This is a genomic window from Afipia sp. GAS231 (assembly GCF_900103365.1).
In the GTDB taxonomy this organism is placed as follows: Bacteria; Pseudomonadota; Alphaproteobacteria; order Rhizobiales; family Xanthobacteraceae; genus Bradyrhizobium.
In genome coordinates this window covers 701,681-726,877 of sequence record NZ_LT629703.1, presented here as the reverse complement: position 1 = coordinate 726,877, position 25,197 = coordinate 701,681, and the positions used below count along the sequence as shown (strand labels likewise).

Annotated in this window: 26 protein-coding genes and 2 pseudogenes; 12 read left to right on the top strand and 16 right to left on the bottom strand. The window is 61.5% G+C overall.

Going from position 1 to position 25,197, the window contains the following annotated elements; all coding sequences use genetic code 11:
- Window positions 1-136: 136 nt before the first annotated feature.
- The 3 genes from BLS26_RS03495 to BLS26_RS03485 all read left to right on the top strand — a co-directional run bounded on the left by BLS26_RS03495 (window position 137) and on the right by BLS26_RS03485 (window position 1,337).
- Window positions 137-451, top strand: coding sequence for a hypothetical protein (locus BLS26_RS03495; RefSeq protein ID WP_092508467.1), 315 nt, complete (start codon window positions 137-139; stop codon window positions 449-451).
- Between the two features lie 251 nt (window positions 452-702).
- Window positions 703-1,038, top strand: coding sequence for a twin-arginine translocation signal domain-containing protein (locus BLS26_RS03490; RefSeq protein WP_092508465.1), 336 nt, complete (start codon window positions 703-705; stop codon window positions 1,036-1,038).
- 53 nt (window positions 1,039-1,091) lie between these two features.
- Window positions 1,092-1,337: a GCG_CRPN prefix-to-repeats domain-containing protein gene (locus BLS26_RS03485; RefSeq protein WP_092508463.1), complete on the top strand. Its 246-nt coding sequence runs from the start codon at window positions 1,092-1,094 to the stop codon at window positions 1,335-1,337.
- A gap of 69 nt (window positions 1,338-1,406) precedes the next feature.
- Here BLS26_RS03485 and BLS26_RS03480 read toward each other — a convergent pair whose 3' ends face one another.
- Entirely contained in the window at window positions 1,407-1,664 is a 258-nt protein-coding gene (locus BLS26_RS03480) for a GCG_CRPN prefix-to-repeats domain-containing protein (RefSeq protein WP_092508461.1), read from the bottom strand.
- Between the two features lie 151 nt (window positions 1,665-1,815).
- Window positions 1,816-2,517, bottom strand: a complete 702-nt coding sequence (locus BLS26_RS03475; RefSeq protein ID WP_092508459.1) for a helix-turn-helix transcriptional regulator — start codon at window positions 2,515-2,517, stop codon at window positions 1,816-1,818.
- Between the two features lie 197 nt (window positions 2,518-2,714).
- On the opposite strand from BLS26_RS03475, the gene BLS26_RS03470 reads away from it, so the two are divergent.
- From BLS26_RS03470 to BLS26_RS03460, 3 genes are all read left to right on the top strand, one after another.
- Window positions 2,715-3,023 carry an NIPSNAP family protein gene (locus BLS26_RS03470; protein WP_092508457.1) on the top strand — a complete coding sequence of 103 codons (309 nt, stop codon included), beginning with the start codon at window positions 2,715-2,717 and terminating at the stop codon, window positions 3,021-3,023.
- Between the two features lie 121 nt (window positions 3,024-3,144).
- Window positions 3,145-3,960 carry an oxaloacetate decarboxylase gene (locus BLS26_RS03465; RefSeq protein WP_092508455.1) on the top strand — a complete coding sequence of 272 codons (816 nt, stop codon included), beginning with the start codon at window positions 3,145-3,147 and terminating at the stop codon, window positions 3,958-3,960.
- Entirely contained in the window at window positions 3,960-4,838 is an 879-nt protein-coding gene (locus tag BLS26_RS03460) for an alpha/beta fold hydrolase (protein ID WP_092508453.1), read from the top strand. Before BLS26_RS03465 ends, BLS26_RS03460 begins: the two co-directional genes overlap by 1 nt.
- Window positions 4,839-4,909: 71 nt before the next feature.
- Here the strand turns inward: BLS26_RS03460 and BLS26_RS03455 are convergent, their stop codons facing one another.
- Window positions 4,910-5,344 carry a hypothetical protein gene (locus tag BLS26_RS03455; protein ID WP_092508451.1) on the bottom strand — a complete coding sequence of 145 codons (435 nt, stop codon included), beginning with the start codon at window positions 5,342-5,344 and terminating at the stop codon, window positions 4,910-4,912.
- A gap of 148 nt (window positions 5,345-5,492) precedes the next feature.
- Between BLS26_RS03455 and BLS26_RS03450 the strand changes: the two genes are divergently transcribed.
- The gene (locus BLS26_RS03450) at window positions 5,493-6,131 is read left to right on the top strand and encodes a trimeric intracellular cation channel family protein (RefSeq protein WP_092508449.1); all 639 of its coding nucleotides are present in this window, start codon (window positions 5,493-5,495) and stop codon (window positions 6,129-6,131) included.
- 1 nt (window position 6,132) lies between these two features.
- On the opposite strand, the gene BLS26_RS03445 is transcribed toward BLS26_RS03450, so the two are convergent.
- The gene (locus tag BLS26_RS03445; protein ID WP_092508447.1) at window positions 6,133-7,350 is read right to left on the bottom strand and encodes a cytochrome c; all 1,218 of its coding nucleotides are present in this window, start codon (window positions 7,348-7,350) and stop codon (window positions 6,133-6,135) included.
- A 266-nt stretch (window positions 7,351-7,616) separates the two neighbouring features.
- Here BLS26_RS03445 and BLS26_RS03440 point away from each other — a divergent pair, with 266 nt between their 5' ends.
- The 3 genes and pseudogenes from BLS26_RS03440 to BLS26_RS35480 form a co-directional block, all read left to right on the top strand.
- Window positions 7,617-11,111 carry an indolepyruvate ferredoxin oxidoreductase family protein gene (locus BLS26_RS03440; protein WP_092508445.1) on the top strand — a complete coding sequence of 1,165 codons (3,495 nt, stop codon included), beginning with the start codon at window positions 7,617-7,619 and terminating at the stop codon, window positions 11,109-11,111.
- 250 nt (window positions 11,112-11,361) lie between these two features.
- Complete coding sequence (locus BLS26_RS03435; protein ID WP_092508443.1) at window positions 11,362-12,687, top strand: MFS transporter; 1,326 nt, start codon at window positions 11,362-11,364, stop codon at window positions 12,685-12,687.
- A 15-nt stretch (window positions 12,688-12,702) separates the two neighbouring features.
- Window positions 12,703-12,879: pseudogene (locus BLS26_RS35480) on the top strand (DUF6537 domain-containing protein); the annotation flags it as partial.
- 83 nt (window positions 12,880-12,962) lie between these two features.
- Here BLS26_RS35480 and BLS26_RS03430 read toward each other — a convergent pair.
- The 12 genes and pseudogenes from BLS26_RS03430 to BLS26_RS03375 form a co-directional block, all read right to left on the bottom strand.
- The gene (locus BLS26_RS03430; RefSeq protein ID WP_092508441.1) at window positions 12,963-13,430 is read right to left on the bottom strand and encodes a hypothetical protein; all 468 of its coding nucleotides are present in this window, start codon (window positions 13,428-13,430) and stop codon (window positions 12,963-12,965) included.
- Window positions 13,431-13,432: 2 nt separating this feature from the next.
- Window positions 13,433-13,939, bottom strand: a complete 507-nt coding sequence (locus BLS26_RS03425; protein ID WP_197681308.1) for a DUF6644 family protein — start codon at window positions 13,937-13,939, stop codon at window positions 13,433-13,435.
- Complete coding sequence (locus BLS26_RS03420; RefSeq protein ID WP_157676275.1) at window positions 13,936-14,403, bottom strand: DUF6644 family protein; 468 nt, start codon at window positions 14,401-14,403, stop codon at window positions 13,936-13,938. Before BLS26_RS03420 ends, BLS26_RS03425 begins: the two co-directional genes overlap by 4 nt.
- A 40-nt stretch (window positions 14,404-14,443) precedes the next feature.
- Window positions 14,444-14,839 carry a DUF6152 family protein gene (locus BLS26_RS03415; RefSeq protein ID WP_157676274.1) on the bottom strand — a complete coding sequence of 132 codons (396 nt, stop codon included), beginning with the start codon at window positions 14,837-14,839 and terminating at the stop codon, window positions 14,444-14,446.
- A 27-nt stretch (window positions 14,840-14,866) separates the two neighbouring features.
- Window positions 14,867-15,637: a hypothetical protein gene (locus BLS26_RS03410; RefSeq protein WP_092508435.1), complete on the bottom strand. Its 771-nt coding sequence runs from the start codon at window positions 15,635-15,637 to the stop codon at window positions 14,867-14,869.
- A gap of 368 nt (window positions 15,638-16,005) precedes the next feature.
- Window positions 16,006-16,287 (bottom strand): annotated as a pseudogene (locus BLS26_RS03405) (transposase); the annotation flags it as partial.
- Window positions 16,284-17,237, bottom strand: coding sequence for an IS481 family transposase (locus BLS26_RS03400; protein WP_092508431.1), 954 nt, complete (start codon window positions 17,235-17,237; stop codon window positions 16,284-16,286). The gene BLS26_RS03400 and the pseudogene BLS26_RS03405, both read right to left, overlap by 4 nt.
- Window positions 17,238-17,286: 49 nt before the next feature.
- A complete protein-coding gene (locus tag BLS26_RS03395) occupies window positions 17,287-18,075 on the bottom strand; it encodes an IS110 family transposase (RefSeq protein WP_092508429.1) in 789 nt (262 codons plus the stop codon).
- 778 nt (window positions 18,076-18,853) lie between these two features.
- On the bottom strand, window positions 18,854-19,465 hold the full coding sequence (locus BLS26_RS03390; protein ID WP_157676273.1) for a hypothetical protein: 612 nt from the start codon (window positions 19,463-19,465) through the stop codon (window positions 18,854-18,856).
- Window positions 19,466-19,726: 261 nt separating this feature from the next.
- Entirely contained in the window at window positions 19,727-19,996 is a 270-nt protein-coding gene (locus tag BLS26_RS03385) for a hypothetical protein (protein ID WP_157676272.1), read from the bottom strand.
- 496 nt (window positions 19,997-20,492) lie between these two features.
- Window positions 20,493-20,918 carry a DUF4399 domain-containing protein gene (locus BLS26_RS03380; protein WP_092517564.1) on the bottom strand — a complete coding sequence of 142 codons (426 nt, stop codon included), beginning with the start codon at window positions 20,916-20,918 and terminating at the stop codon, window positions 20,493-20,495.
- Window positions 20,919-20,937: 19 nt separating this feature from the next.
- Window positions 20,938-22,500, bottom strand: a complete 1,563-nt coding sequence (locus tag BLS26_RS03375) for an SUMF1/EgtB/PvdO family nonheme iron enzyme (protein ID WP_092517566.1) — start codon at window positions 22,498-22,500, stop codon at window positions 20,938-20,940.
- A 1,048-nt stretch (window positions 22,501-23,548) separates the two neighbouring features.
- Here BLS26_RS03375 and BLS26_RS03370 point away from each other — a divergent pair.
- Together BLS26_RS03370 and BLS26_RS03365 are read left to right on the top strand one after the other, a co-directional pair.
- Window positions 23,549-24,697, top strand: coding sequence for a thiolase domain-containing protein (locus BLS26_RS03370; protein ID WP_092508423.1), 1,149 nt, complete (start codon window positions 23,549-23,551; stop codon window positions 24,695-24,697).
- Window positions 24,697-25,086 carry a Zn-ribbon domain-containing OB-fold protein gene (locus BLS26_RS03365; protein ID WP_092508421.1) on the top strand — a complete coding sequence of 130 codons (390 nt, stop codon included), beginning with the start codon at window positions 24,697-24,699 and terminating at the stop codon, window positions 25,084-25,086. The genes BLS26_RS03370 and BLS26_RS03365 overlap by 1 nt, the downstream gene beginning before the upstream one ends.
- Window positions 25,087-25,197: the final 111 nt, after the last annotated feature.

The window sequence follows — 25,197 nt, the reverse complement described above, 5'->3', positions numbered from 1 at the left end:
GTCTCTCCAGTGACGCAATTGCGTCACCAGTGACGCATTGCGCGCGGCCTTTATATCATGGAGCATGTGACAGTCGCGTGGTGATCGGCAAGCCCGTCGCATTGGCCCAACCAGGAAACCATCCCGGAGAAACAACATGCCCGCCGCCTTTTTCATCGTCCGCGCCACCGTCACCGATCCGGCCAAACGCGCCGCATTCGATGCCTGGTATTCGCGTGAGCATGTGCCGGATGCGGTGAAATCGTTCGGCGCGACCAGAGCGTGGCGCTACTGGAGCCTCACCGAACCTTCGCTGCATCACGCGATGTATCAATTCCCCGATCAGGACGCGCTGGATCGCGCGATGTCGGGTCCGCACCTCGATCGGCTGATCGCCGATTTCAACCGTGACTGGCCAGACGAGACCCGCACCCGCGAAATGCTGGTGCTGGCGGAGGAATTCGTGCCGTAGGCATCCCCGTCATTGCGAGCGAAGCAATCCAGTTCTTCACTTTAAGAAAGGCTGGATTGCTTCGTCGCTTCGCTCCTCGCAATGACGGCGCGGTCATGATGAGTCGCTCACGGCCAAACCGACATCACCGCTCATGGGTTCCGGCTTTCGCCGCAACGACGAGAAACCTGAACGCGAAATTCAGCAAACATTCATCTCACTGCGCCGAAACTCTCCTTCTCATATCACCCGATTGCAGAGGAGGAGATTGCATGGAACGCCGGCACTTTCTGAAACTCGCCTTTGGATTCGCAGCGGGAGCCGCGGCGCTCGCCGCCAGCGCGCAGGCCGCGCCGTTGATGCCGCAGCCACTGCAAGGCCAGCTTCCCGTCAACCCGGATGCCCATCCCGCCGTCACGTCAGGCGACGAAGTCGAGCGCCTGCAGCCGGAAGAAGTCCGCTGGGGCCGGCATTGGGGCCGCCGTCACTGGGGCTGGCACCGCCGCCGTCATTGGGGTTGGCGTCGCAGACACTGGGGATGGCGCCGGAGGCACTGGGGCTGGCATCGCCGCCGCTGGCACCGTCGCTGGCGTCGCCGTTACTGGTAAGGCGCGTCTGAGTTCTGTCGTGTAGCGGAAAACCAACCGAGGAGGAGACGTTCATGAAAATACTTGCTGCATCGGCGCTCGCGATCGGGCTTGGTCTGGCTGCGGTCTCGGCGTCGCAGGCGATGCCGGTGGCGCCGCTCGATCCGGCGCGAGGCGTTTCCCAAGATGTGATCCAGATTGCCGGCGGCTGCGGGCCGGGCTGGCATCGCGGTCCCTATGGCGGCTGCCGGCCGATGTACAACTGTCCGCCCGGCTGGCATTCCGGCCCGTTCGGCCGGCGCTGCTTCCGCAACTGGTAATCGCCACATCACGCAACGCACAAAAAAGCCCCGCGTAAGCGGGGCTTTTCGCCAGTGAGGTTGGCGCGCTTAGATCGGGCGGCAGCGTCCATAGGCCCAGACGAAGCCGACGGGGCAGACACGGCCGACGGGCCGGACGACGACCACCGGAGGCCGTTCGACAACGACCGCCGGCCGCTCGACGACGACAACGTCGCCGCGGTTGGGCTGACATCCGCCATAGGGACCGCGATGCCAGCCGGGGCCGCATCCGCCCGCGGCATTCGCGGCGCTGAAGCTTGCGAACGTACCGGCGACCAAAACTGCCGCTGCGAAAAGGTACTTCATGTTCTCTCCCATTTTGGGCCGCAACGCGGCGCGTCTGGCCGCAAAGCGGCGTGGCCGGAACCTAGGTACCGAACCATGAATGGAAAATGAATTTTCGGGATTCGAACAAGGTGAGCCACGCGCAAATCGTCACTGCGCATCACATTCCCACTCACGTTTCGGCGTTGGTCCCGAACAGCGCCGCGAAGCGTTTTTCGCCGGTGCGGGTGAAGTTGACGACGCGGCTGCCGGGCGCGGAATCGCGTGCGGCCCAGTTCAGTTCGGTGAAGCGGTTCATGACGGCGGCGCCGAGCGTGCCGGCGAGGTGATGACGGCGTTCGCTCCAGTCGAGGCAGGCCTTGCACACCGGACGGCGCGGGTGGGCCAGCATATCGGCGTCGATCTGCAGTGCCTGCGCCATGAAGCGCTTGCCCTCGCCGGTGAGTTCGATCGCCTGCTTGCTCTGCCGCACCAGCTTCTGCTTTCGCATGCTGTCGAGCATCTGCACGCCGAGATCGCCGGCGAGATGGTCGTAGCAAATCCGCGCGCGGCGCAGCGCCGGCTCCTTCGGCCCGGTGCGGACGCGGGTGTGACCGGCGCGCTCGGCGAGGCCGGCCAGCCCTTCGAGCACGCTTGCGACATCGGGGCCGGTGAGGCGGTAGTAGCGGTGACGCCCCTGTTTCTCCTGCTCGATCAGGCCACCAACCTCGAGCTTGGCGAGATGCGAACTTGCGGTCTGCGGCGTGATGCCGGCCTGATGCGCCAGTTCGCTCGCCGTCAGCGCGCGGCCGGTCATCAGCGCGCTCAGCATGTTGGAGCGCGCGGGATCGCCGACCAGCGAGGCGACCATGGCGATATCGGGACCTGCTTTCATAGTTCGATGTTAGCCGAAGCATCGACGACGATCAAGTGGGTATTGTGGATTCGACATATCCGCCGTCATTGCCTGCAACAAACGCGAAGCGTTTGTGCAAGGGAGCGCAGCGACGAAGCAATCCATTCTGCCTTCGCGGCGCGATGGATTGCTTCGCTTCGCTCGCAATGACGGGTAACACGCACGGGAGCTATTCTATGACCGTTACCGTTTTTATCCGCTATCAGATCGACCCGTTCAAGCGGGCGATGTTCGAGCAATATTCCAAAAACTGGCTCAGCATCATTCCGAAATGCGGCGGCGATCTGCAGGGATACTGGATGCCGCATGAGGGCACCAACAACATCGCGTTTGCGCTGATTTCGTTCGAAAGTCTGGCGGCCTATGAAAGCTACCGGGCGCGGTTGCGCGGTGACAAGGAAGGTATCGCGAATTTCAATTTCGCCGAAGAGAACAAGCTCATCCTTGCCGAAGAGCGGACTTTTTTGCGGCCGGTGACAGCCTGAGGCCAGCGGCGCTTGCGCTCGCTGCGGTGCCTGCACTCGCGGCGGCGCTGGCATTTGACGCCGCGCGCCGCTATCTTCACCGTGAACAAGCATCACGACGAACAAGACAGGGAGAGAAACCATGCCGGTCACGACCGCGGACAAGCGCGCCGCGTTTCACAAGCTGCACGAAAGCGGCTGCTTCATCATTCCGAACCCGTTCGACGTCGGCAGCGCCCGCGCGCTGCAGCATCTCGGCTTCAAGGCGCTGGCGTCGACCAGCGCGGGGTTTGCCTGGACCATCGCCAAAGCCGACAACCGCGTCACCGTCGACGACGTCTGCGACCATCTCACCGCGCTGTGCGCGGCCGTGGACATTCCCGTCAACGCCGATTTCGAAGGCGGCTTCGCCCACGAGGCCGACAAAGTCGGCGTCAATGTCATCAGCGGGGTCAAGACCGGCGTGGCCGGATTGTCGATCGAGGATTCCACCGGCGATGCGGCCAAGCCGCTGTACGATTTCGATCTCGCCGTCGCGCGCATCAAGGCGGCGCGCAAGGCAATCGGCGACAGCAATGTGATGCTGACCGGCCGTTGCGAAGCCTATCTGGTTGGAAAGCCGGACCTTGGCTTTGTGATCGAGCGGCTTAACGCCTATTCCGAGGCCGGCGCCGACTGCCTCTATGCGCCGGGCATCAAGACCAGGGAAGACATTTCGGCGATCGTGAAGGCGGTGGCGCCAAAGCCTGTCAATCTCCTGATCGGCGCGTCTGGCCTGTCGCTGAAGGAAGCCGGCGATCTCGGCGTTCGCCGCATCAGCGTCGGCGGTTCGCTGGCGCGCTCGGCCTGGGGCGGCTTCATGAAGGCCGCGCGCGAGATGGCGGACAAGGGCACCTTCGCAGAACTCGCCAACGGCTATTCCGGCGGCGAACTCAACAAGATGTTCTCCGGCCAGTGATGAAGTTGGGCCAACTGGTTCTCGCCGGCCTCTGTCTGGCGATCCCAACCGTGATTTTTGGCGCTCCGGCCGCGCAGGCCGAGCGCGCGCGGGAAATCGTGACGTATGACGACGTGCGGATCGACGTCATCACCGAGGGCAGCGGTCCACCGGTGGTGCTGTTGCCGGGACGCGGCCGCGACTCCTTCGATTTCGACGATCTTGCAGCAGGCATCGCCAAAGCGGGCTTTCGCGTGTTGCGGCCACAACCGCGCGGGGCGGGCGACAGCCATGGCCCGATGCAAAACCTGACGCTGCACGATTTTGCGCGCGATATCGCCGCCGTGATCCGGCACCAAGGCAACACGCCGGCCGTCATCGTCGGTCACGCGTTTGGAAACTGGGTCGGACGCATGACGGCGACCGACACTCCCGAGCTGGTGCGTGGGGTGGTGATCGTCGCCGCGGCCGCCAAGGCCTATCCGGCCGGATTTGCCGGCGCCAAGGAATTGTCCGACGCGGTCAAAAAGGCCGGCGACCTGTCGCGCCCCGAGGCCGAACGGCTGGAAGCCCTGCGCTTCGCGTTCTTTGCGCCGGGCCATGACGCACGGGTGTGGTTGTCGGGCTGGCATCCCGAGGTCGACGAATCGCAGTTCGCCGCCGGCCGCGCCACCAAACAGCCGGAGTGGTGGCCAGGCGGCAAGGCGCCGCTGCTTGACCTGCAGGCCGAACTCGATCCGTTCAAGCCGCGCAGCATGATGAACGAGATCAAGGAAGAGTTCGGGGCGCGCGCGGAGATCGTGGTGATCGCGAATGCCAGTCACGCGCTGATACCGGAGCAGCCGGCGGCGGTGACGGATGCGATCCTGACCTGGATCGGCAAACTGCCAAAACCCTGAACGGAACGCCTGGACAAATAGAAAGCGCAGCGGACAGGAGCCCGCTGCGCTTTCCGTTGGCGCTTCAGCCGTTACTTCGCGGCGGGTGCGCTATCGGCCGGGGGAGAGGCCGTCTTGTTCATGTCGGGGTTGGCCGGCGCCGGCGTTGAAGGGCGCGAGGGCGCCGCACCGGTGGTCATGCCGGAGTTGCTGCCGGCCTTCGGCGTCACGTCACGCATGCCCGGAGGTGCTGCGGGTGTTTCCGGCCGCGTCTGCGCGGTCTGGGTGGTCGCCGAAGTACCGGCCTGGTTCACGCTGGTGTTGTTCAATCCATAGAACAACGCACCCATCACCACGGCGATCGCAATCGCGCACATCGCGACCTTGCCGCCGCTGGCGGAGCCTTCGGCGAGTTCCGGATCGGGCTGCAACTCGTTGTCGAGACTGTTGAGGCGGGCCTGACGGCGGAATTCGTCGTCGCTCAGGCTGGCGCGGTAGGGATCGTTCGGGTTGGGTTGGTATGCCATGAAAAGGTTCCTCCGTTAGCACCCCAAAGCTAAGCGTGGGGGACAATGGCTGGCGCGCGCGGATGTTCCGCGCCATCTTGCAACCCGTTCATGATGGAACCGGTGATTCCCGGTTCCAACGCTACTTTGAGGCCGCCAGGAGGTTGTCATGTGGAACCTGCCGCCCAGCGATACCGTGCTGCATTTGCTGTCCTATGTCGCCCTGACCGCGCAGGCGATGACGGCCGCATTGGCGGCGGGGCGGCGCAGCATGGATTGGGCCGGCGTCTGCATGCTGGGTTGCATTACCGCGCTCGGCGGCGGCACCATCAGAGACGTGCTGCTCGGCCATTATCCGCTGGTCTGGGTGCAGAACCCGTCCTATCTGGCGCTGACGGCAATCGCCGCCTTCGCGACCATCCTGATCGCACGGATCGTGCACCGGCTGAACCTGGCGTTCCTGGTACTCGATGCGATCGGGCTCGTGGTGTTCACCATGGCCGGCTGCGATGTCGCCTGGCAGGTCAACGCGTCGCTGCCGATCGTGATCGTGGCGGGCATGATCACCGGCTGCGCCGGCGGCGTGCTGCGCGACATCCTCTGCAACGACGTGCCGCTGCTGTTTCGCAGCGAGCTCTACGCCAGCGTCTCGGTCGCGACCGGGCTGTTCTACGCCACCGCCTTCGGTCTCAAATTGAATGACGAACTCTGGACCGCGCTGACCTTCGCGTTCGGCCTGACGCTGCGGCTGTTGGCCATCCGCTACAAATGGGAAATGCCCAAGTTTGTCTTCGAGGATAAGCGCTGAGCTATTTCCCCTTGCGTGCCTTTGCCACTTGCTCTGCGCTGACCGCCGGTGCCGCATTGCCCCAGGCATTGCGGATATAGGTCGTGACGTCGGCGATCTCCTGATCGGTCATCTTGGCGGCATATGCCGGCATCGATCCCTTGTTGGGCGCGCGCGGCGTCGTCACGGTCTGCGCGCCGTCGAGGATGACGCGCAGCGTCGAGGAGGGATCCGACGATTGCAGGTTGGCATTCCCGGGCAGGGGCGGATAGATCCGCGGCGCGCCCGATCCATCGGCCTCGTGGCAGGCGATGCAGGCGCCCTTGTAGAGCTTCTCGCCGTCGGTCATCGCCGCAGCCGGCGCTGTGCTGACCGCAGGCTCCGCGCGACCTGCCGGCAGATCCTTCAGATACACCGCGATAGCGCGGACATCCGCATCGCTCATCCTGGAGGTCGAATTGACCACGACCTCCGACATCAGTTCGCCGGCGTGGCTGCGGCCGTTGCGGCCGCTCTGCAGATATTCGGCGATATCTTCCGCGCTCCAGGATTTTAGCCCGCTGCGCTCCGCCGCATCCAGCCGTGGCGCGAACATGCCTTGCACCAGTCCGCCGCCGAACGCCTGGCCGCGTTTGTCGGCGCCAAAGATGTTTTTCGGCGTGTGGCAGGCGCCGCAGTGGCCGGGGCCTTCGACCAGGTAGCGGCCGCGATTCCATTCCGCGCTTCTCCCTTGATCGGGCATCACAATGCCCGGCTTGAAGAACAGCCAGTTCCAGCCCCGCATCAGGACGCGATAGTTCAGCGGAAAGCGCAATTCCGGCGGCGGCGCGGAATTCTTCACCGACGTCAGCGTTGCGAGATAGGCCCGGATCGCAGCGATGTCCTGGCGGGTGAGCTTTGTGAAATTCGGATAGGGGAAGGCCGGGTAATAGCGCGAACCATCGGGCGCCACGCCGAAGCGCAGCGCGCGATAAAAATCGTCGTCGCTCCATCCGCCCAAGCCAGTATCGTGGTCCGGCGTCAGGTTGGGCGAATAGATGCCGCCGAACGGCGTATCGATCCGTTTTCCCCCCGCAAACGGTTTGGCGGCGTCAGCGGTATGGCAGCTCGCGCAGTCGCCGGCATCGACCAGCGCCTTGCCGCGCGCGACCTGTTCGGCCGCGATGTCGGCCTGGGCGTCCGCGAGGCATTCGCCCGCGAGCGCAGTGCACAACAGGACGCTCAGAAGAATCGCGCGCATTTTCCGGTTCTGTCTCTGCACCGATGGACCCCTTCGGACGTTATCGCCTGTCACGCCATTTCGCGCGAGGGCTCCCGGACGACACAAACCGAAAATCCAGAGCATTATTCCCGGCACGAAATTGCGATCTTTGAAAGGACAGCCAAGTTGCCCAGATTTGTAGTGCGTGGAGCGAAACATCCGACATAGACTGGTTCTAATCAGTTCAGATGACTAGCCAAATAAGCGCCGTCGCGATCACGTCTTAAAGGGTGGAAGAGGGCACAATGGGAATCAACCAGGGTCCGATCAGTCTCGATCAAAAGTACACCCAAGGCTCCGGCCATGTCTTCCTGACCGGCATTCAGGCGCTGGTCCGCCTGCCGATGGCGCAAATCCGGCGCGACCGCGCCGCGGGGCTGAACACCGCCGGCTTCATCTCCGGCTACCGCGGTTCGCCGCTCGGCGGCTACGACCAGCAGCTTTTCGCCGCCCGCAAGCATCTCGAGCAGTACAACATCAAGTTCCAGCCCGGTGTGAACGAGGACCTTGCGGCCACCGCGGTCTGGGGTTCGCAGCAGCTCAATCTGTCGCCCGGCGCCAAATATGATGGCGTGGTCGGCATCTGGTACGGCAAGGGCCCCGGCGTCGATCGCTGCGGCGACGTCTTCCGCCATGGCAATACGGCGGGGTCTGCCAAAAACGGCGGTGTGCTGGTGCTGGCCGGCGACGACCACGGCGCCAAATCCTCTACCGTGCCGCACCAGTCCGACCACGCCTTCATGTCGGCGCTGATGCCGTATCTCTACCCCTCCAGCATCCACGAAATGATCGAGATGGGCCTGTTGGGGATCGCGATGTCGCGCTACTCCGGCTGCTGGGTCGGCATGAAGGTGATTACCGAGACGGTGGAAACCACCGCCGAGATCGACCTCACCGACGAGATGACACCCTTCGTCATACCCACTGATTTTGAAATGCCGCCCGGCGGCCTCAACCTGCGCTGGCCCGACGATCGCTTCGAACAGGACCGCCGCCTGCAGGACCACAAGGGTTTTGCCGCGATCGCCTTTGCCCGCGCCAACAAGGTCAACCGCATCACCATGGATTCGCCGAATGCCCGTTACGGCATCATGGCGTCAGGCAAGAGCTACGAGGACATCCGTCAGGCCCTGCGCGAACTCGGCGTCACGCCTGATGTCGCCGCCAAGATCGGTCTGCGGCTTTACAAGATCGGCATGCCGTGGCCGCTGGAGCCGCAGGGCGTGCGTGAATTCGCCGTCGGGCTGGAAGAGATCTTCATCGTCGAAGAGCGCCGCGAGATCGTCGAAAACCAGGTCAAGCAGGAGCTGTTCAACTGGCGTGACGACGTCCGCCCGCGCATCATCGGCAAGATGGACGATCACGACAAGCGCTTCCTCCCCTTTGCAGCAGAGTTGAGCGTCGCGTCGCTGGCGAGTTCACTGACCGAGCGGCTGCTTCGATTGAATCTCAATCCCGAAATCGCAGCGATGCTGCGTGCCAAGGCCGACTGGTTCAACGGCCGGGAAGCGACCCAGATGCAGGCGGTCGCACCGATCACCCGCACGCCGTATTTCTGTTCGGGTTGCCCGCACAACACCTCGACCAAGGTGCCGGAAGGCAGCCGCGCCTTCGCCGGCATCGGCTGTCACTTCATGGCGCTGTGGATGGACCGCTCGACCGAGACGTTTACGCACATGGGCGGCGAGGGCATTCCGTGGGTCGGCGTCGCGCCGTTCACCAAGGAAGAGCATGTGTTCGCCAATCTCGGCGACGGCACCTACTTCCACTCCGGCAGCCTCGCGATCCGTCAGGCGGTGTCCTCTGGCGCCAACATCACCTACAAGATCCTCTATAACGACGCGACCGCGATGACCGGCGGCCAGCATGTCGATGGCGAATTGTCGCCGCAACAGATCACCTTCCAGCTTCATGCCGAAGGCATCCGCGAAATCTACCTGGTCTCGGAAACGCCTGAGGCCTATCCGGCATCCGATATCGCGCCCGGCGTCAAGGTCGCGCATCGCGACGATCTCGACACCGTTCAGAAGACGCTGCGCAAGGTCAAGGGCGCGTCCGCGATCGTATTCGTGCAGACCTGTGCCGCCGAAAAGCGCCGCCGCCGCAAGCGCGGCCTGCTGGAGGATCCGGCACGGCGCGTCATGATCAATCCGGCCGTCTGCGAAGGCTGCGGCGACTGCTCGGTGCAGTCGAACTGCATCTCGGTCGAGCCGCTGGAAACCGAGATGGGGCGCAAGCGCACCATCAACCAGTCGACCTGCAACAAGGACTATTCCTGCGTAAAGGGCTTTTGCCCGTCCTTCGTCACCATCGATGGCGGCAAGATGCGCCGCCGCGTGCCCGCGGGCGTCGGCGATATCGGTGAACTGCCGGAGCCGGCGTCGCGCCCGACGCTGGATCGGCCGTATAACATCGCCGTCGGCGGCGTCGGCGGTACCGGCGTGCTGACGATCGGCGCGCTGCTCGGCATGGCCGCTCACATCGAAGGCAAGGCCAGCATGATCCTCGACATGTCCGGCCTCGCGCAGAAGGGCGGTGCGGTGCTGAGCCACGTCCGGCTTTCTGAACACACCGCCGATGTTACCTGTTCGCGCATCGTCACCGGCACCGCCGATCTCGTGCTCGCCGCGGACGAAGTGGTGGCAGTTGCAAAAGACACCATGACGCTGTGCGAATCCAGCCGCACCACCGGGGTCATCAACACCCATCTGATTCCGATCGCCGACTTCATCCTCAACCGCGATTTCAACTTCCAGGCCCGCAAGGTCAACGGCGTGCTGGAAACCGCGCTGCGCAAGGACTCGTCGTTCTTCGATTTCACCAAGCCCGCGGAAACGCTGCTCGGCGATTCCATCGCCACCAACATGATGATGATGGGCTTTGCCTATCAGAAGGGGCTGCTGCCGTTGTCGGCAAAGTCGATCGAGCAGGCGATCGAAGTCAATGGCGTCGCAATCAAGATGAACACGCAGGCGTTCCAGCTCGGCCGTCTCGCCGCGCACGATCCGGCGCGGCTGGTCGCGATGATGAAAGACCAGGACGATACGGTTGCGCCAAAGACGCTGGAGGCGATGTCGCTCGACGAGATCATCGCGCACCGCAGCGCCCTGTTGACCGCGTATCAGGACGCGAAACTCGCCGACCGCTATCGCAACGCCGTGACGCAGGTGCGCAATGCCGCGGCGAATGGCGGCTTCGGCGACGAACTGCCGCGGGCGGTCGCGATCAACTACGCCAAACTGCTCGCCTACAAGGACGAGTACGAAGTGGCGCGGCTGTTCACTGACGGCCGTTTCGAAAAGCAACTGCGCGACCAGTTCGAAGGCGATTTCAAGCTCTCGTTCAATCTCGCAGCGCCAATGCTGGCCGGCAAACCGGATGCTGCGGGGCGGCCGGGCAAGCGCGCCTTCAGCGCTTCCTGGATGATGCCGCTGTTCAAGATCCTCGCCAAGCTGAAGGTGTTGCGCGGCACGCCGTTCGACGTCTTCGCCTACAGCCCCGACCGCCGGCTGGAGCGCGACCTGATCGCCGGCTACGAAAAGGACGTCGCGACCGTGCTAGGCCTGCTGTCGCCGGTCAATCTCGACACCGCGATCGAACTATTGTCGCTGCCGGATCGCATCCGCGGCTACGGCCCGGTGAAGGAGAAGGCGGTGCAGGACGCCAAAGTGCGCTACGCGCAACTCGCCGCCGACCTCGTCAGCCCGCCGCCGGCCCCGCGGCAGATTGCAGCGGAGTAGGGCGCTCACCGTCATCGGGACTCGTCGCGGCCAGTCAGGTCCGCTGTCTAGCGGACCTCGTGGACCTGGCTTCGCACGTCTGAAATGTGCCAAGACCTTCGCCGCGCAAATTTTCCTGCGGTGCAGCAATATGCTGCCCTCGGCGAGATGTGTCTTTCGGTTGCCGCGAGCTGATAGTAGCATCGCCTCAAGAAGCCATCTGAATCGGTCCCACGGAGCTAGGAACCAACGACAACGAGGGAGCCATTTCATGTCTATGGCAATCACGCATGGGACGTTGTCCGAATCCGATCATAGCGCGCAGTTGCGCAAGGCGGTGATCGCATCAACCATCGGTACGGCAATCGAGTGGTACGACTTCTTCCTCTATGGCACAGCTGCTGGGCTTATTTTTGGTAAGCTCTACTTTCCCAACGAAGATGCTTTAACGGCGACGCTCGCGGCTTTCGGCACCTATTTTATCGGTTTCCTCGGACGCCCGATCGGTGCTGCGATATTTGGTCACTACGGTGATCGCATCGGCCGCAAAGCGACCCTCATCGCCACGCTTCTGTGTATGGGTATTGCGACTTTCCTCATCGCATTCGTGCCCACCTACGCATCAATCGGCATTTGGGGCGCGGTCATCCTTACGGTGTTGCGGATGCTGCAAGGTATCGGCGTTGGTGGCGAATGGGGCGGATCGGTGCTGCTGGCGATGGAATGGTCGCGCACCCACGGTCAACGTGGTTTGGTGGCATCCTGGCCGCAGTTCGGCGTGCCGTGTGGCCTGTTCCTGTCAAACCTTGCCGTCCTCGCATTCAGCCAGTTGACGGGCGACCAGTTTAACACCTGGGGCTGGCGGCTTCCATTCGCCCTCTCGATTGTTCTCGTCGGTGTCGGACTATGGATTCGCCTTGGTATTCTTGAGACGCCAGTGTTCCAGCAACTGCTGGATAACAGGAAGATCGAGAAGGCCCCTATCATCGAGGTCTTCAAGAAGCATCCGAAGGAGATAATTCTGTCGGCATTACTGCGGATGTCTGAGCAAGCTCCGTTCTACATCTTCACCGCATTCATTTTCGCTTACGCCGTCGGCACCTTGCACATGTCGCGCGATCTGATCTTGAGCGCAGTGCTGGTTGCCTCTTGCGTCTCGTTCGTCGCCATCCCGCTGTCGGGCCATATCTCCGACCGCATCGGGCGCAGAAAGATGTATCTGATCGGCGCGGCGACCACGGGCGTGTTCGGCTTCCTCTATTTCGGCATGGTAGACACCGCGGCCCCCCTGGCGGTGTTCGTCGCGATAGTGCTGTCGCTCATCCCGCACGACATGCAATATGGGCCGCAGGCAGCTTTAATCGCAGAGGCTTTTACGCCACGGTTGCGCTACAGCGGTGCTTCACTAGGCTATCAACTTGCATCGGTGATTGCCGGCGGTCCGGCGCCCCTGATCGCCACAGCCCTATTCGCCGCCTATCACTCCGGCTACGCGATTTCGATCTACATTGCTGCTTGCGCGGTAGTAAGCCTTGTGGCGGCGTCGTTCATGCCTGACTACACTGGCCAGGATATTTCGCGGGAATATGACGAGTGACGTAAAGGTGCAACGTTGCTGTCGCCGGTCAATCTCGACACCGCGATCGAACTGCTGTCGATGCCGGATCGCATCCGCGGCTACGGCCCGGTCAAGGAAAAGGCGGTGCAGGAGGCCAAAGTGCGCTACGCGCAACTCGCCGCCGACCTCGTCAACCCGCCGCCGGCACCGCGACAGATCGCGGCGGAATAGGGCGCTCACCGTCATGGCGACTCGTCGCGGCCAGTCAGGTCCGCTGTTGTTCGCATAGGTCAGGAAACGGCTTACCGGAAAAACTACTCCAGCCCGTAATGCCGATGACAGGAAGCGCAAATGCCGTCGAGGTGGTCGCTGACTTCGGCAATGGATTTCAGGTCATGGGCCTCCGCAGCCAAGTAGGCCTTTTCGGCGGCATCAGCGAGCTTCTTGACGTAAGAATTCCACTGCGCATCGTGCACGCGCTCCGGAATCATCAGCGCGTTGGTTGCTTCCGCGAGCGTCGCTGCGCCGCTGGTGATTTTTTCCCAGTCGTCGTCCGTCCTGGGCGACAGGTCGTGCTCGCCCTTGGCGTCGATGATCGTCCCGTTGACGCTCCAGATGACCTGGGCAGCCGGCACAAGCACATGCTCCATGAAGGTCTTCATGTCGACGTGGGCCTTGAACGGCGGCATTGGCAATGTGCTTTCGGACTTCAACGGTGAAGCGAAAAAGCCCGAAACAACCAGTGCCGTGATCACGCTGGCTGAAAAGGCGGACTTGTTCATCGCTATAGACCCTGCATGGTGAAGCCGATCCAGCGTCCGCAGACGACGACCGCGATCCAGAGCAGGATGGAGATTGCGCCGGCAGCCCGCGCCGGGAACGGCGGCTGTGCGAGCTTCTCCCATTGCGGCATGTCCTTTGCGCTGATCACATGGAACACGATCATGTTTAGTCCCGCTGCGCAGATCAGGATGATCTTGGCGTCGAAATAGCCATTGGACAGATATTTGCTCGCGTTGGAAATGAACAGCAGGAAGCCGGTGGTCGCCGCGATCGCGAAGGAGGCCCATGTCACGGGAAGAATCGCGTTCGCAAACCGGCTTACCGGCCGCCCGACTGAGGCGAAGCCGAGCAGCCGCAGGTCCAGCGCAAGAATCGAGCCGACGACGAGACTGATCGCGACCACATGCACTGATTCAATCAACGGAAATAGCGTGTCGTTTTCGCGGATTGCTTCCGCGACGCCGCTGTCCTCGAAGAAGGCAACAAGATCGGAGAACTGCGACATCATCCAACCTGCGTGTAAGCGATCCAGCGTCCGGCGAACAGGATGCCGCACCAGATCAGGATGGAGAGCGTCGCCAGCGCCTGAGCCGTTAGCCGATGGCTGCGGTCCTCAAAGAAACCTGGAGACGTCAGAACGGTCCGCTGCAAGGTCGCCGTCAGCAGGATCGCGACCAGGAGCAGCGCCATCTTGAGATAGAAAGTCGAGTTGACCAGCGAGCGGCGTGGCTCACCGATGATAAGCAGGCTGCCCGTGATGAGCAAGACGACGAGCACCGGCCAGATCGGTAGCAGGAAGCGTTGCGTAACCTCGCGCAGCGGCTGGTCCCGCTCGAACAACCGGAATATCCGCAGATCGACCAGCACAGCAGAAGAAAACGCGATCGCCACACACAGAATGTGGATGGTTTGCAGGGCCGGGATGATCCAGGTGACGGTCTGGATGATGTGGCTGAGCGACGTTGCCGCCAACCATTTGGAAAACCCGGTAAGCAGAGCTTCCATCGCCTATTTACTGCTCATCGGGTACCGTAAGGCTGTAGGTCAGCTCCTTACCGTCCGGCAGTGTCACCTTGCGCAGGAAGCCGCCCTGCTTTCCGTCGCGCAGCGGCAGATATTGGAACATGGCGTGGTCGCCGGGCTGCAGCGAGCGTTTGGTCCAGCCGGAGCGGGTTAAAACACCGGGACTCGATACCTCGAACACCCAGGTTCCGACTTGCGGTCCCTCCTTGGCGTCGGTTTCGACGACAAAGGTAATGTGCGGGTTGGTCCAGTTGACCTGCTTGACGGTGCCTTCCACGGTCTGCGGATGATCGCTGTCATAGGCGGCGTTGGAATGGTGCGCCATTGACAGGCCGGTCGAACTCAGCGCCAGGCAAACGGCAAGAAGTGGAGCCTTCAACGACATCGCGATCATCCCTTTTTATTGCGTAAGCTATTTCGCGGTGTGAACCGTGCCATACGCGCCTTGCGGGTTCGAGACAAAAACGTCGTTGCCGTGCTCGTCCTTGCCCGGAACGACGTCCTCCTGCTCGCACTCGCCCTCGGTGATTTCGTAGTGCCGATCCGGGTAACGGCGGAAAATTCTTGTCGTTTTCCAGGTCTCGGTGAGAACGTTTGGCGCGGTGATCGTGAGATCGTCATGCATCACGTTCGGCTCGGCGAGGTGAATGCGCTCGACAACGTGCATATCACCATTGCTGGGGATGCCGACCGCCTCGCTGATCGCGATATAAGCCTGCGGCACGATTGCGGCGGTATCGACCACCAGCGTATCGCCATCCCAATGGCCAACGGAATAGCCGTGCAGCGAGGGATCGGGATCCTCGGGCAGCTTGCGGCCGTCCAGATAGATGCGACGCATCCGGTTGCCGTCGGCCTCGCCCAGCATGGTGATGCGCCCGGGCGTCGAAAGCAGCTCAAATGCGTTGTGAGTCATCAGCATCCAGCTCGGCATGCCGTGTGGCAGGCAATGGCTGAGCACGAGGAAAGGCCGCCCGGCCTTTTCTTCGGCGATGAGGTGCTGAACTTGTTTGAGGATTTCCGCTTTCCAGGGCGGCATGTTGGCCGTCTCCTGGCGTTTCTGGTCCTTGATATCGGGAAGCCAGACACCACTCAGATCGGGTTCCGCGCTGGCGCCGCACGCCTGGAACAGAGCGACACAAGAAACGAGCGCAAACTTCTTCGCTAGCTTTCCGGCAATCATTGACATTCCCCGCGAACCGCTCGCGTCAGGATAGTTTGTGAACATGTGAAATAGAAGGGGGTAGTCGCAAGAATGCTCTAAATCGCCCGAGATATCGCGCTCATCAGGTCTGCAGTGGGCCGATTTTGTTCTCTAATTCCGGGTCTGGGTGTCAAGCTCTCCAACGATCATCCTTGCCGGGCCCACTGTTCTCTCCGCGGTAGGGGTAAGCCCTCCGCATGATGGCGTAAGGTGACGCTGGCGGTTCAATGTTGCAATCGCGGTCGGCCTTTCGGACGCTCGCAAAAAATCGGTCGAACTCACCATCGCCATCGTCCCGGCAGGGACGTCTTTTCCCACCGTTTGGCAGGATCTCAGTGTTCTCCTCGCTAGGCAGCAATCTCCTTCTTCGACCAGTTGAATTCGGTTCCATCGATCCACATGCGATGCAGAATGACCGCGAGCTTGCGCGCGACCGCAACCTTGGCCTTGCGGAGCCCGTTGCGCTTGGCGAGCTTCATCCCCCAGGCCTTCACGGCCGACCATGTCGGGACACGGGTCAGCAGAACCCCGGCTGCTTCAAATAGATAACTCCGCAGCATAGCGTCGCCGCATTTGGAGATTCGGCCGGACCAATCGACCTCCCCGGAGGCGTGGCGCCTGCTGGTTAGCTGTGGAATCTCAACAGGTCGTCCGCCGGGAGGCCGAGGCGGCTGATGGGCGGTTTGGCTTGCAGGCTGCCGTGTGGTCGATGCCAGTTGTAGTAATGAAGCCAGATCGGCAGGTCTTTGGCCCGCTGGTCTGAGGTGTCATAGGCGCGAGCATAGGCCCACTCGCGCAGCGACGTCTGGATGAAGCGCTCGGCCTTGCCGTTTGTTTGCGGCCTGTAGGGTCTGGTGAAGATGTGCGTGAGGCCGAGCTTCCTGCACGCTCTGGCGAAGGCCTTGGCACGGTAGCAGGAGCCGTTGTCGGTCATGATGCCGGTGACCTTCATGCCGAGGCTGCGGTAGTAAGTGACGGCCTCCGTGAGGAAGGCGATGGCGCTCTCCTTCTTCTGATCCCGCCGGATCTGGGAGAAGGCCAGGCGCGAGGCATCGTCGATGGCGACGTGGACGAACTCGTGGCCGGCGCCGCGGCTTTCGCCCTTCTGGCGATCATGGGTGATGCGGTGGCCTGGTCTGACGAACCTGCCGAGCTTCTTGATGTCGATATGGATGAGCTCGCCGGGCTGTTCGCGCTCGTAGCGCCGTACCGGCTCGGCCGGCTCCAGATCGCGTATCCGGCTTAATCCCAAGCGGCGAAGGATGCGGCTGACGGTGGCCGGTGACACTCCAACCTCGGCTGCGATTTGCTTGCCGGTGTGGCGCTGCCGGCGCAACGTCTCGACGGCGGCGCGCGTGGCAGGCAGGGTTTGGCTTGGCGATGAATGAGGTCGCGACGAGCGGTCGCGCAACCCATCGACACCTTCTGCGCGGAACCGCTTGACCCACTTGGCGACTGTTTTGGGTGTCGTGTTGAACTGGCAAGCCGCGTCGGCCTGGCTCAGCCCACCCTCGACCACACCTCGCACCATCGCCTCTCGACCTTTGGGCGTCAAAGGCGCATTCTTGTGGACGTTCATCTGGTCTCTCCCTGGAACACTGAAGCTTCGCAACCTCAGCTTCCTCGGTTCAGACCAGATGGACAACCTCCTGAGACACCAAAGTTAGCCCGATATAAGCGCCCACGCTTCTCGACCGCGCAAACCGTGCCGGATCGTCAATCGTTGCCTTGAAGGCGAGCGCGGTGATAGGACCGACACCAGGTACGGTCATAAACCGACGGACCTGCGCATCATGACGCGCCAGTCTCATAACCTTGCGGTCAAGCTCACTGACCTGCTGCTCGACGGCATTGCGCGTTTCGAGCAGCGGTCTGATCGCAGCTATCAGCTCAGGCCGGCCCTCGATCAACTCCTCGGCTCGCACGGCGAAGACATTGAACTTGGCACGGCCGATGACGAGACCAAGGTTCTTGAGAAGGCCGCGGACATGGTTCTCGAGATCGCGCTTGATCTTGACCAGCAGCGCCCGGCTTGCCAGCAGCGCCCTGACCGAGTGGCTGTCGATATCCTTGACGTGCACTTCCTTAAACCAACCCGTCTGTATGATGCGGGCGATCCCGATAGCATCGTTGCGGTCGCTCTTGTTGATCTGCATCTTGAGCACGGCCTTGGCATGGCGCGCGTCGATACAGATTACCGGCAGGCCAAGCCGCTTGAGCTCAGTCCATAGCCACGTGGACGTCGGTCCGGTCTCGAGGCCGATGCGTACTGCATCCGGCGCCTTTGACCTCACGTAAACTGAGATCGCCTCAGGATCTGAATCGACCACGCCCTCTCGCACGACCGACCCCGTCTGGTCCACCACACAGATCGACGTCTGCTTCAACGACACGTCCAGTCCGACATAGTATTCCATTGCCGCTCTCCATCGTTGCAAGGCCACATCAGGTTGGCCTCATACGTTCCTGGAGAGCTGATTCCCTTGCCTTTGTCTGGCTCGATCCCGGAATTACCCCATGTTGCAAAAGTCGAAGATCCAACGACCCCAAAAATCTCGCAAATGCCGATTCTTGGACAACTTCGCCGCTGTGATGCTCAGTGCCGCCCATAAGAGGGCCGGTGATCGTTTTGCTGCGAATTGATCAGGTCCGTAACGTCGCGAGGCGCTAGACGCATCAGCGGCTCTAGGAATTTTAGATCAGCACCCCAAAAATACTTTTGCAACAAAATCCCGCCGTGAGCGGACATCGTCACACTAAACGCCAAGGTATGGCAAATGGCAGCGGAGTAGGGTGTCTGACCCTCATGGTGAGGAGGCACGTTAGCGCCGTCTCCGGACGATGCTTCGCATCGCCGGGCGAACCATGTGGCCGATCTCGCCCGCCGCCATCCTTCGAGACGCATCGCTTCGCGATGCTCCTCAGGATGAGTTTGTAGCTGTGGCGGGGTAGTGCAGCGCGTAGATCGCCGCGGGGCACGCGCTGACCCTCATGGTGAGGAGGCGCGAAGCGCCGTCTCCGGACGATGCTTCGCATCGCCGGGCGAACCATGAGGCCCGCAGCCCATCCTTCGAGACGCCGCTTCGCGGCTCCTCATCAGGATGAGGTTTGTCGTTGTGGCATTGCATCGTCGGGTGGGCAAACGCACCCATCCATGCCCGTCGTCCGACGCCTCGCTCGCGACACCGCCGTTCATCAGTTGAATTTCGGATCGGCCACCCTGATCGACGTCACGCGACCGCTGCTTATTTCGACTGAAAAGGTCCAGGGCTGGTACGACCACAGATCGGTGTTCGGCTCCGAACTGGGCCTGACGACCATGGGCTTGCCGAGTTGTTTCGTGACGTCCTCGGCTGCGGCGCCGAGAGCGATGCCGTTGAAGCCAAATTTGTCTTCCGGCAGCCGTCCCGTCACCTGGATGGCGACGAGCTTGTCCTGCCAGATCGATGCGGCCAGATATGGATCGTTATTCGTCTTGCCGAAGAAATAGACCCAGACCTTGGTGCCGTTCGGGCCATCGACCTGGCGCGAAGGTTGTCCCAGCTCGCCCTTGAGCGCGGCCGCTCCCATGCCGACGTGCAATGGGCCCATCCGCAGACACGAATATTCCAGCACCTTGAACTGTTCGTGCGACAGTTTTCCCGCCGCCTCGGTGACACAGGCAAAAGCGAGCCCGGAGCGCACATAGTGGCCGCGAGGCAAGGTATCGACGAGGCTTGGCGGCGCCTGCTGTGCAAATGCGTGGGGTGCGCAGGTTAGCCCCAAGATCGCGCCCGCTATGCGGATCACCGTTCGTGCTCGCGTCATCCCGCGATCCTATTCTACCAAAGATAGCGAAGCGGTTAGCACAACGCCCGGCTCGGACACCAGCTTCGTTGCCCGGATGAGCGGAGCGATGTCCGGGACAAAATCTCGCGTCTGACCCTCATGGTGAGGAGGCGCGCAGCGCCGTCTCGAACCATGAGGCCCGTAGCTCGCCTGCGGCCATCCTTCGAGACGACCGCTTCGCGGTCTCCTCAGGATGAGGGTCGTAGTTGTGGCGAAGTGGTTAACACACAGGCGTCGCAATCAGACGGCCACGTTCCAGCGACGGACCTTGGCCCGATCAACGCATAGATCTATTCGGTCCTGAAGCCCGGATTGCATGGCCTCGCGTGCGCTGATGTAGCAGGGGTCGCTCAGCTGATCGACTTGAGATTTTTGACAGACCGGCCCCTTGATCTGGGTACGGATTTTAGCTCGGCATTGATCGTTTATCGATTGTTCGTCTGCTGACGCACTGCCCTGCAGCGCCGAAAACAAAGCGCCAATAACGACAAAAGAAATGGCCCTGCTCATGGTTTGCTCCCCCAAAATAGACGGAAACTCCAGTTGTTCGAATACTAGCTCAAACTGAGGCAAACCTGGAGCACCTTGGAAAGTCCGCTGTCTCGGATTGATTAAGCCAGCGTTTAGTCGACCTGTCCGATTGGTTAGTCCGAGCCAACTTAGGTACGGTCACGTCATACCCGCGTCCAATGGCGTCAACCAAGTACTGGGTGCTAGCCATGACTGCGGAGTGCAAAGCAACGGAACCGGCCAGCGAGCCGGCAGTTGCAGGACAAGGTCGGCGGCGTAGAGCCCGCCGGCCTTTCTCTTGATCGAGCAGCGCGTGGCCGCTCCAGCAGCCGCGCCATTCGATCAGCGCTCAGGAGTTCGGCCTGGTCTTGACCTGGCCCGGTCGGACGAGGGCGGGTCCGATTTGATGCGACGGCTGGTGAAGGGCAGCCCCAAAAGTGCGCAAGACTTTATGGGTGGGTTCGAATCCAAAATGAAACCCGCAACGAAACCAGTCCTACTTAATTCTGATCGTTATTTTAGGTGAAACGAGCGGCGGGTTGAACGGGTAATGCTTGGCATCGCCCAACACTAGTTGGAGAGTGTGCTTTCCGGACGGCAACTCAATACGTGCCTCGGTCTGGCCCGCTCCGAAATGAAGATGGTTCTTGTCCTGTGCGATCGGCTCGTTGAGGTCGAGTGGTTCATCCACATCAATCAGCAAATGATGATGCCCGCTATTCTGAAAATCGTCACCCGCGTGGGTGACGCCCATGTTCCGCAGACCGAAACGACACCAGAACCCTCCTTTGATCGTTGTGCCGTCCTGCGGCCAAACGAAATACAGAACCGCATCCGTTGGCGCGGACTTTCCTTGAGCCTGGGCAGCGCACGACAGGGATACCAGCGCCACCGATAGCACGATAAGCCGGGCGATCTTCATGAACATGTCTCTGACGCTTTCAAGGAGATAGAGCGACCCGCAAACCATGTGTCGGATATCGAACGTTCGTGTCGTAACTATCGCGGTTCGTCGGCCGCGCATAACGCGCGTCATTCTTCCAGGACCCGGACCGAATGACATGCGACACGCAGTCGCCCTCGGCCCACGCTGAACCGTCCGACGGCGCACCCTGATAATTCTTATGCCAACAATCCTCTACCCACTGATCGACGCCGCCGCCCATATCATACAGCCCAAACGGATTTGGCCTAAAGCTCCCGACCTTGATTGGTTGCTCGGCGGCTGCGATGTCATTGCAGTTCTTGCAATTGGCCATGCCAGATTGAAACTGGTCGCCCCACCAGTACTTTGTTTGCGTGCCACCACGGGCGGCATATTCCCACTCTGCTTCGCTTGGGAGCCGATATGCCTTTCGCGTCGCGCCCGCGAGCCAAACAACAAATTGCTTGGCATCGCTCCAGCTTACGTTCGTGATGGGCGCGTCATCTTTGCCGGTTGCCACGAACGCACATGCCTTCGCCGCAGCGCATTCGTTCCATTCGCGAACGGAAGTCGGATACCGACCGATCGCAAACGGCTTGATAGTGACTTGGTGAGTTGGCTTCTCTGTGACTTCGTCATTACTGCCCATTATGAAGTTACCGCCGCGAAGCATATTCATTTCGGGCTCTCGGACCGCCGAGGTCAGCTGGGTTGCAGGCGTGGATGGAGACGCGAGCTGAGGTGGCGACGCCCCTTGTTTCACAGCTGGAGCCACCGAAGGAGCGGGCTGAGTTTGGGGCGCTGCTTGTTTCAAGATGGGCGGCGGTGACGGGAGCACCTTCGGTATCTCCGGCGAAACCGGAACTGAAGCCTGACCTCCTGCCTTGCCATGCGGTTGCCAAAACACATACCAAAGGACACCGCTCGCAATAACCAGCAAAAACAGGCTCAGCAAAAGGATCAGAATGTTCTCGCGTCGTTTTCGGGTCCTGTTGAAGGCGGCCGGATCCGGAAGCACGCGGTAGACCCTTATCGGATCTGTGATGTTCTTTACTTTGCGATCTCCGAGCGACTCATATCCGCAAACCAGTTTGTGCTTTATCTGCTCGTAAATGCCGCCTGAGATGTAAACTTGGCCGGGATCGGCAATACCCTCAAGGCGCGTGGCAATATTGACGCCATCGCCGAAAACGTCATCTGGTTCTACGATAACGTCGCCAAGATTGACGCCAATCCGATATTCGATCCAATGATGCTTCGGCATCGATGCGTTGCGTCCAACCATGTTTTGCTGGATGACGATACCGCACCGCACAGCTTCGACAGGACTGTCGAAAATCGCAATAAATCCGTCACCAGTGGTTTTGACGAGCCTTCCGTGATGCCCCGCAATGCTGGGCTCTATGAGGTCACGCTCGATCCGCTTCACGCGAAGATGCGTTCCTTCTTCATCGATCTGCATGAGACGGCTGTAGCCCGCAATATCGCCAGCGACAATCGCAGCAAGACGGCGCGGCGGCGTCGACTCTCGCGGGGGATCGCCAGCTTTGCTCGATTTCAATCTGCGAATTTCACCCATGACCTGGGTCTCCACACACCGCAAACGGCAGTGTTAGGGGCGGACAATCAGCTTCCGCAGAAATTGGAACTCGCCAATCAGAGACTATCACACTGCCGGGTTGGGACAAGCCAATTGAAGCCTTCCTCCGGGTCTGCACCTGATAGCTCAAACCCCGATATTCGAATGTGAACCGCTTCACATCAGCGTCTGTAGCTTACGCGCCCGATGTCCATTCTGGGTCCATTTTCGGAAGTCGAACCGCGCCACCGCGACGTCCGCTCTACCCTCGGGAGCGGACATCGTCACACTGAACGCCAAGGTCGTGCGAACGGCACATGCTCTCGACCCAATATGCGCGTCTCGTATCGGAGTCGGGTGGAAGCACCACGCCGCCTGAGCCACAGCGGGCGAGTCGGGTTTGCTGGCAATAGCTGATTGCAGTCGAAGCCTGCGACAAAGTAGCCCGACGGGCAAATCAGCAAAAACCTGTCCAGCCCTTCGCGCAAAAATAAATCGCTGGCCCCGTCGGGCAAATCAGTTGTCTAACTCCGCCCGTCTCCCGCGATGAGAGGGGCGCTCGCGATCGTCACGAACGTGCGGTGAGATGCGGTGGACGCGATGGCGCGAAAGACGAGCGCGCTGTTGCGTACGGCGAAATCGTTTGGGTCCGACGCCCCGATGCAGGCGTCAAGTTTTGGGGTGGCCAACGCTGCCCGAGAGCGATGGTGTCACAACAAGCAGGGTCACCAGGACGATCTCGTATAAGCCGTAAAGCCATTGCGCAGGGAAGGCCGGATGCCTCCGCCAAACCTGTATGCTCGTGGGCAGCATATCTTTTTGCAACCAGCCTGCGAGACCGCGGGTGCGGCGCGCACCCGGTCTTCCCTGCGCCCTCTATTTCAGAGGGCTAAGGATTCCCAGCAAAACTCCGGGCGCCCGGCGCCGCGAGATCGCCTTGGCTTGTTTTGTATCAAGTCTCGCCTGACGGAATATTTCCGCGCTTGCCAAGGCCGCCCCGACAGGCCAGAAAAATAACCGGAAACAAGAAACGCCAGCGGAGAACGATTTGACCATCAAGGGCAAAGCCTACATTGCCGGGATCTACGAACATCCAACCCGGCACGCACCCGATAAATCCACCGCACAGCTCCATGCCGAGGTCGCCAAGGGGGCGATCGAGGACGCCGGGCTGACCAAAGCCGACATCGACGGCTATTTCTGCGCCGGTGACGCCCCCGGCGGGGCGATGCCGATGGTCGATTACCTCGGCCTCAAAGTTCGTCATTTCGATTCCACCGATACCGGCGGCTGTTCCTATCTGGTGCATCTCGGCCATGCCGCCGAAGCCATCGCGGCGGGAAAATGCTCGATCGCGCTGATCACGCTGGCCGGCAAGCCGCGTACCGGCCCGATGCCGCCGCGGAGTGCCGGCGCCGAGGCCGATTTCGAGGCCGCTTACGGCGCTACCACCCATAACGTCTACGGCATGTGTGCCATGCGCCACATGCACGACTATGGCACCACCTCTGAACAGCTCGCCTGGATCAAGGTCGCAGCCTCACATCACGCGCAATACAATCTGCACGCGATGTTGAAGGAAGTCGTCACCGTCGAGGACGTGTTGAACTCGCCGATGATCTCCGATCCCTTACATCGCATGGATTGCTGCGTCGTCACCGACGGTGGCGGTGCGCTGATCGTGACCACGCCGGAGATTGCAAAAAGCCTGAAGAAGCCACTGGTGCGCATGATCGGCCATGGCGAAGCCATGAAGGGTCCGCGCGGCGGCAAGGATCTCGACCTGACATACTCGGCCGGCGTCTGGTCCGGCCCGCGCGCGTTCGAGGAAGCCGGCGTTACGCCCAAGGACATCAAGTACGCCTCGATCTATGACAGCTTCACCATCACCGTGCTGATGCAACTCGAGGATCTCGGCTTCTGCAAGAAAGGCGAGGGCGGCAAGTTCGTCGCCGACGGCAACCTGATCTCGGGCGTCGGCAAATTGCCGTTCAACACCGACGGCGGCGGCCTCTGCAGCAACCATCCCGTCAACCGCGGCGGCATGACCAAGATCATCGAGGCGGTACGCCAGCTTCGCGGCGATGCGCATCCCAAGGTGCAGGTGCCGAACTGCGATCTCGCGGTCGCCCACGGCACCGGCGGACTTCTCGGCGTGCGCCATGCCGCCTCAACCTGCATTCTGGAGCGCGCATAATGGCCGACGCCAAGAAATACCCGACGCCGCAAGGCAATCCCGAAACCACCCAATTCTGGGACGCCGCCAAGCAGGGCAAGTTGCTGTTCAAGCGCTGCACCGCCTGCGGCGAGCCGCATTACTTCCCGCGCTCGATCTGCCCGTTCTGCTTCTCCGACAAGACGGTGTGGGAAGAGAGTTCGGGCGAGGCCACGATCTACACCTTCAGCCTGATGCGCAAATCCGCCACCGGTCCGTATGCGATCGCCTACGTCACCCTGAAGGAAGGCCCGTCGCTGCAGACCAATATCGTCGACTGCGACATGGACAAGCTCAAGGTCGGCCAGAAGGTGAAGGTGGTGTTCAAGCCAACCGACGGCGCGCCGCTGCCGTTCTTCACTCCGGCCTGATGGAAGTTCGCGCGCTGCGCGCCACACAAACGATGGTCATCCCCGCGAAAGCGGGGATCCAGTAAGCGCCGGTGATTACTGGATGCCCGCCTTCGCGGGCATGACAAACGA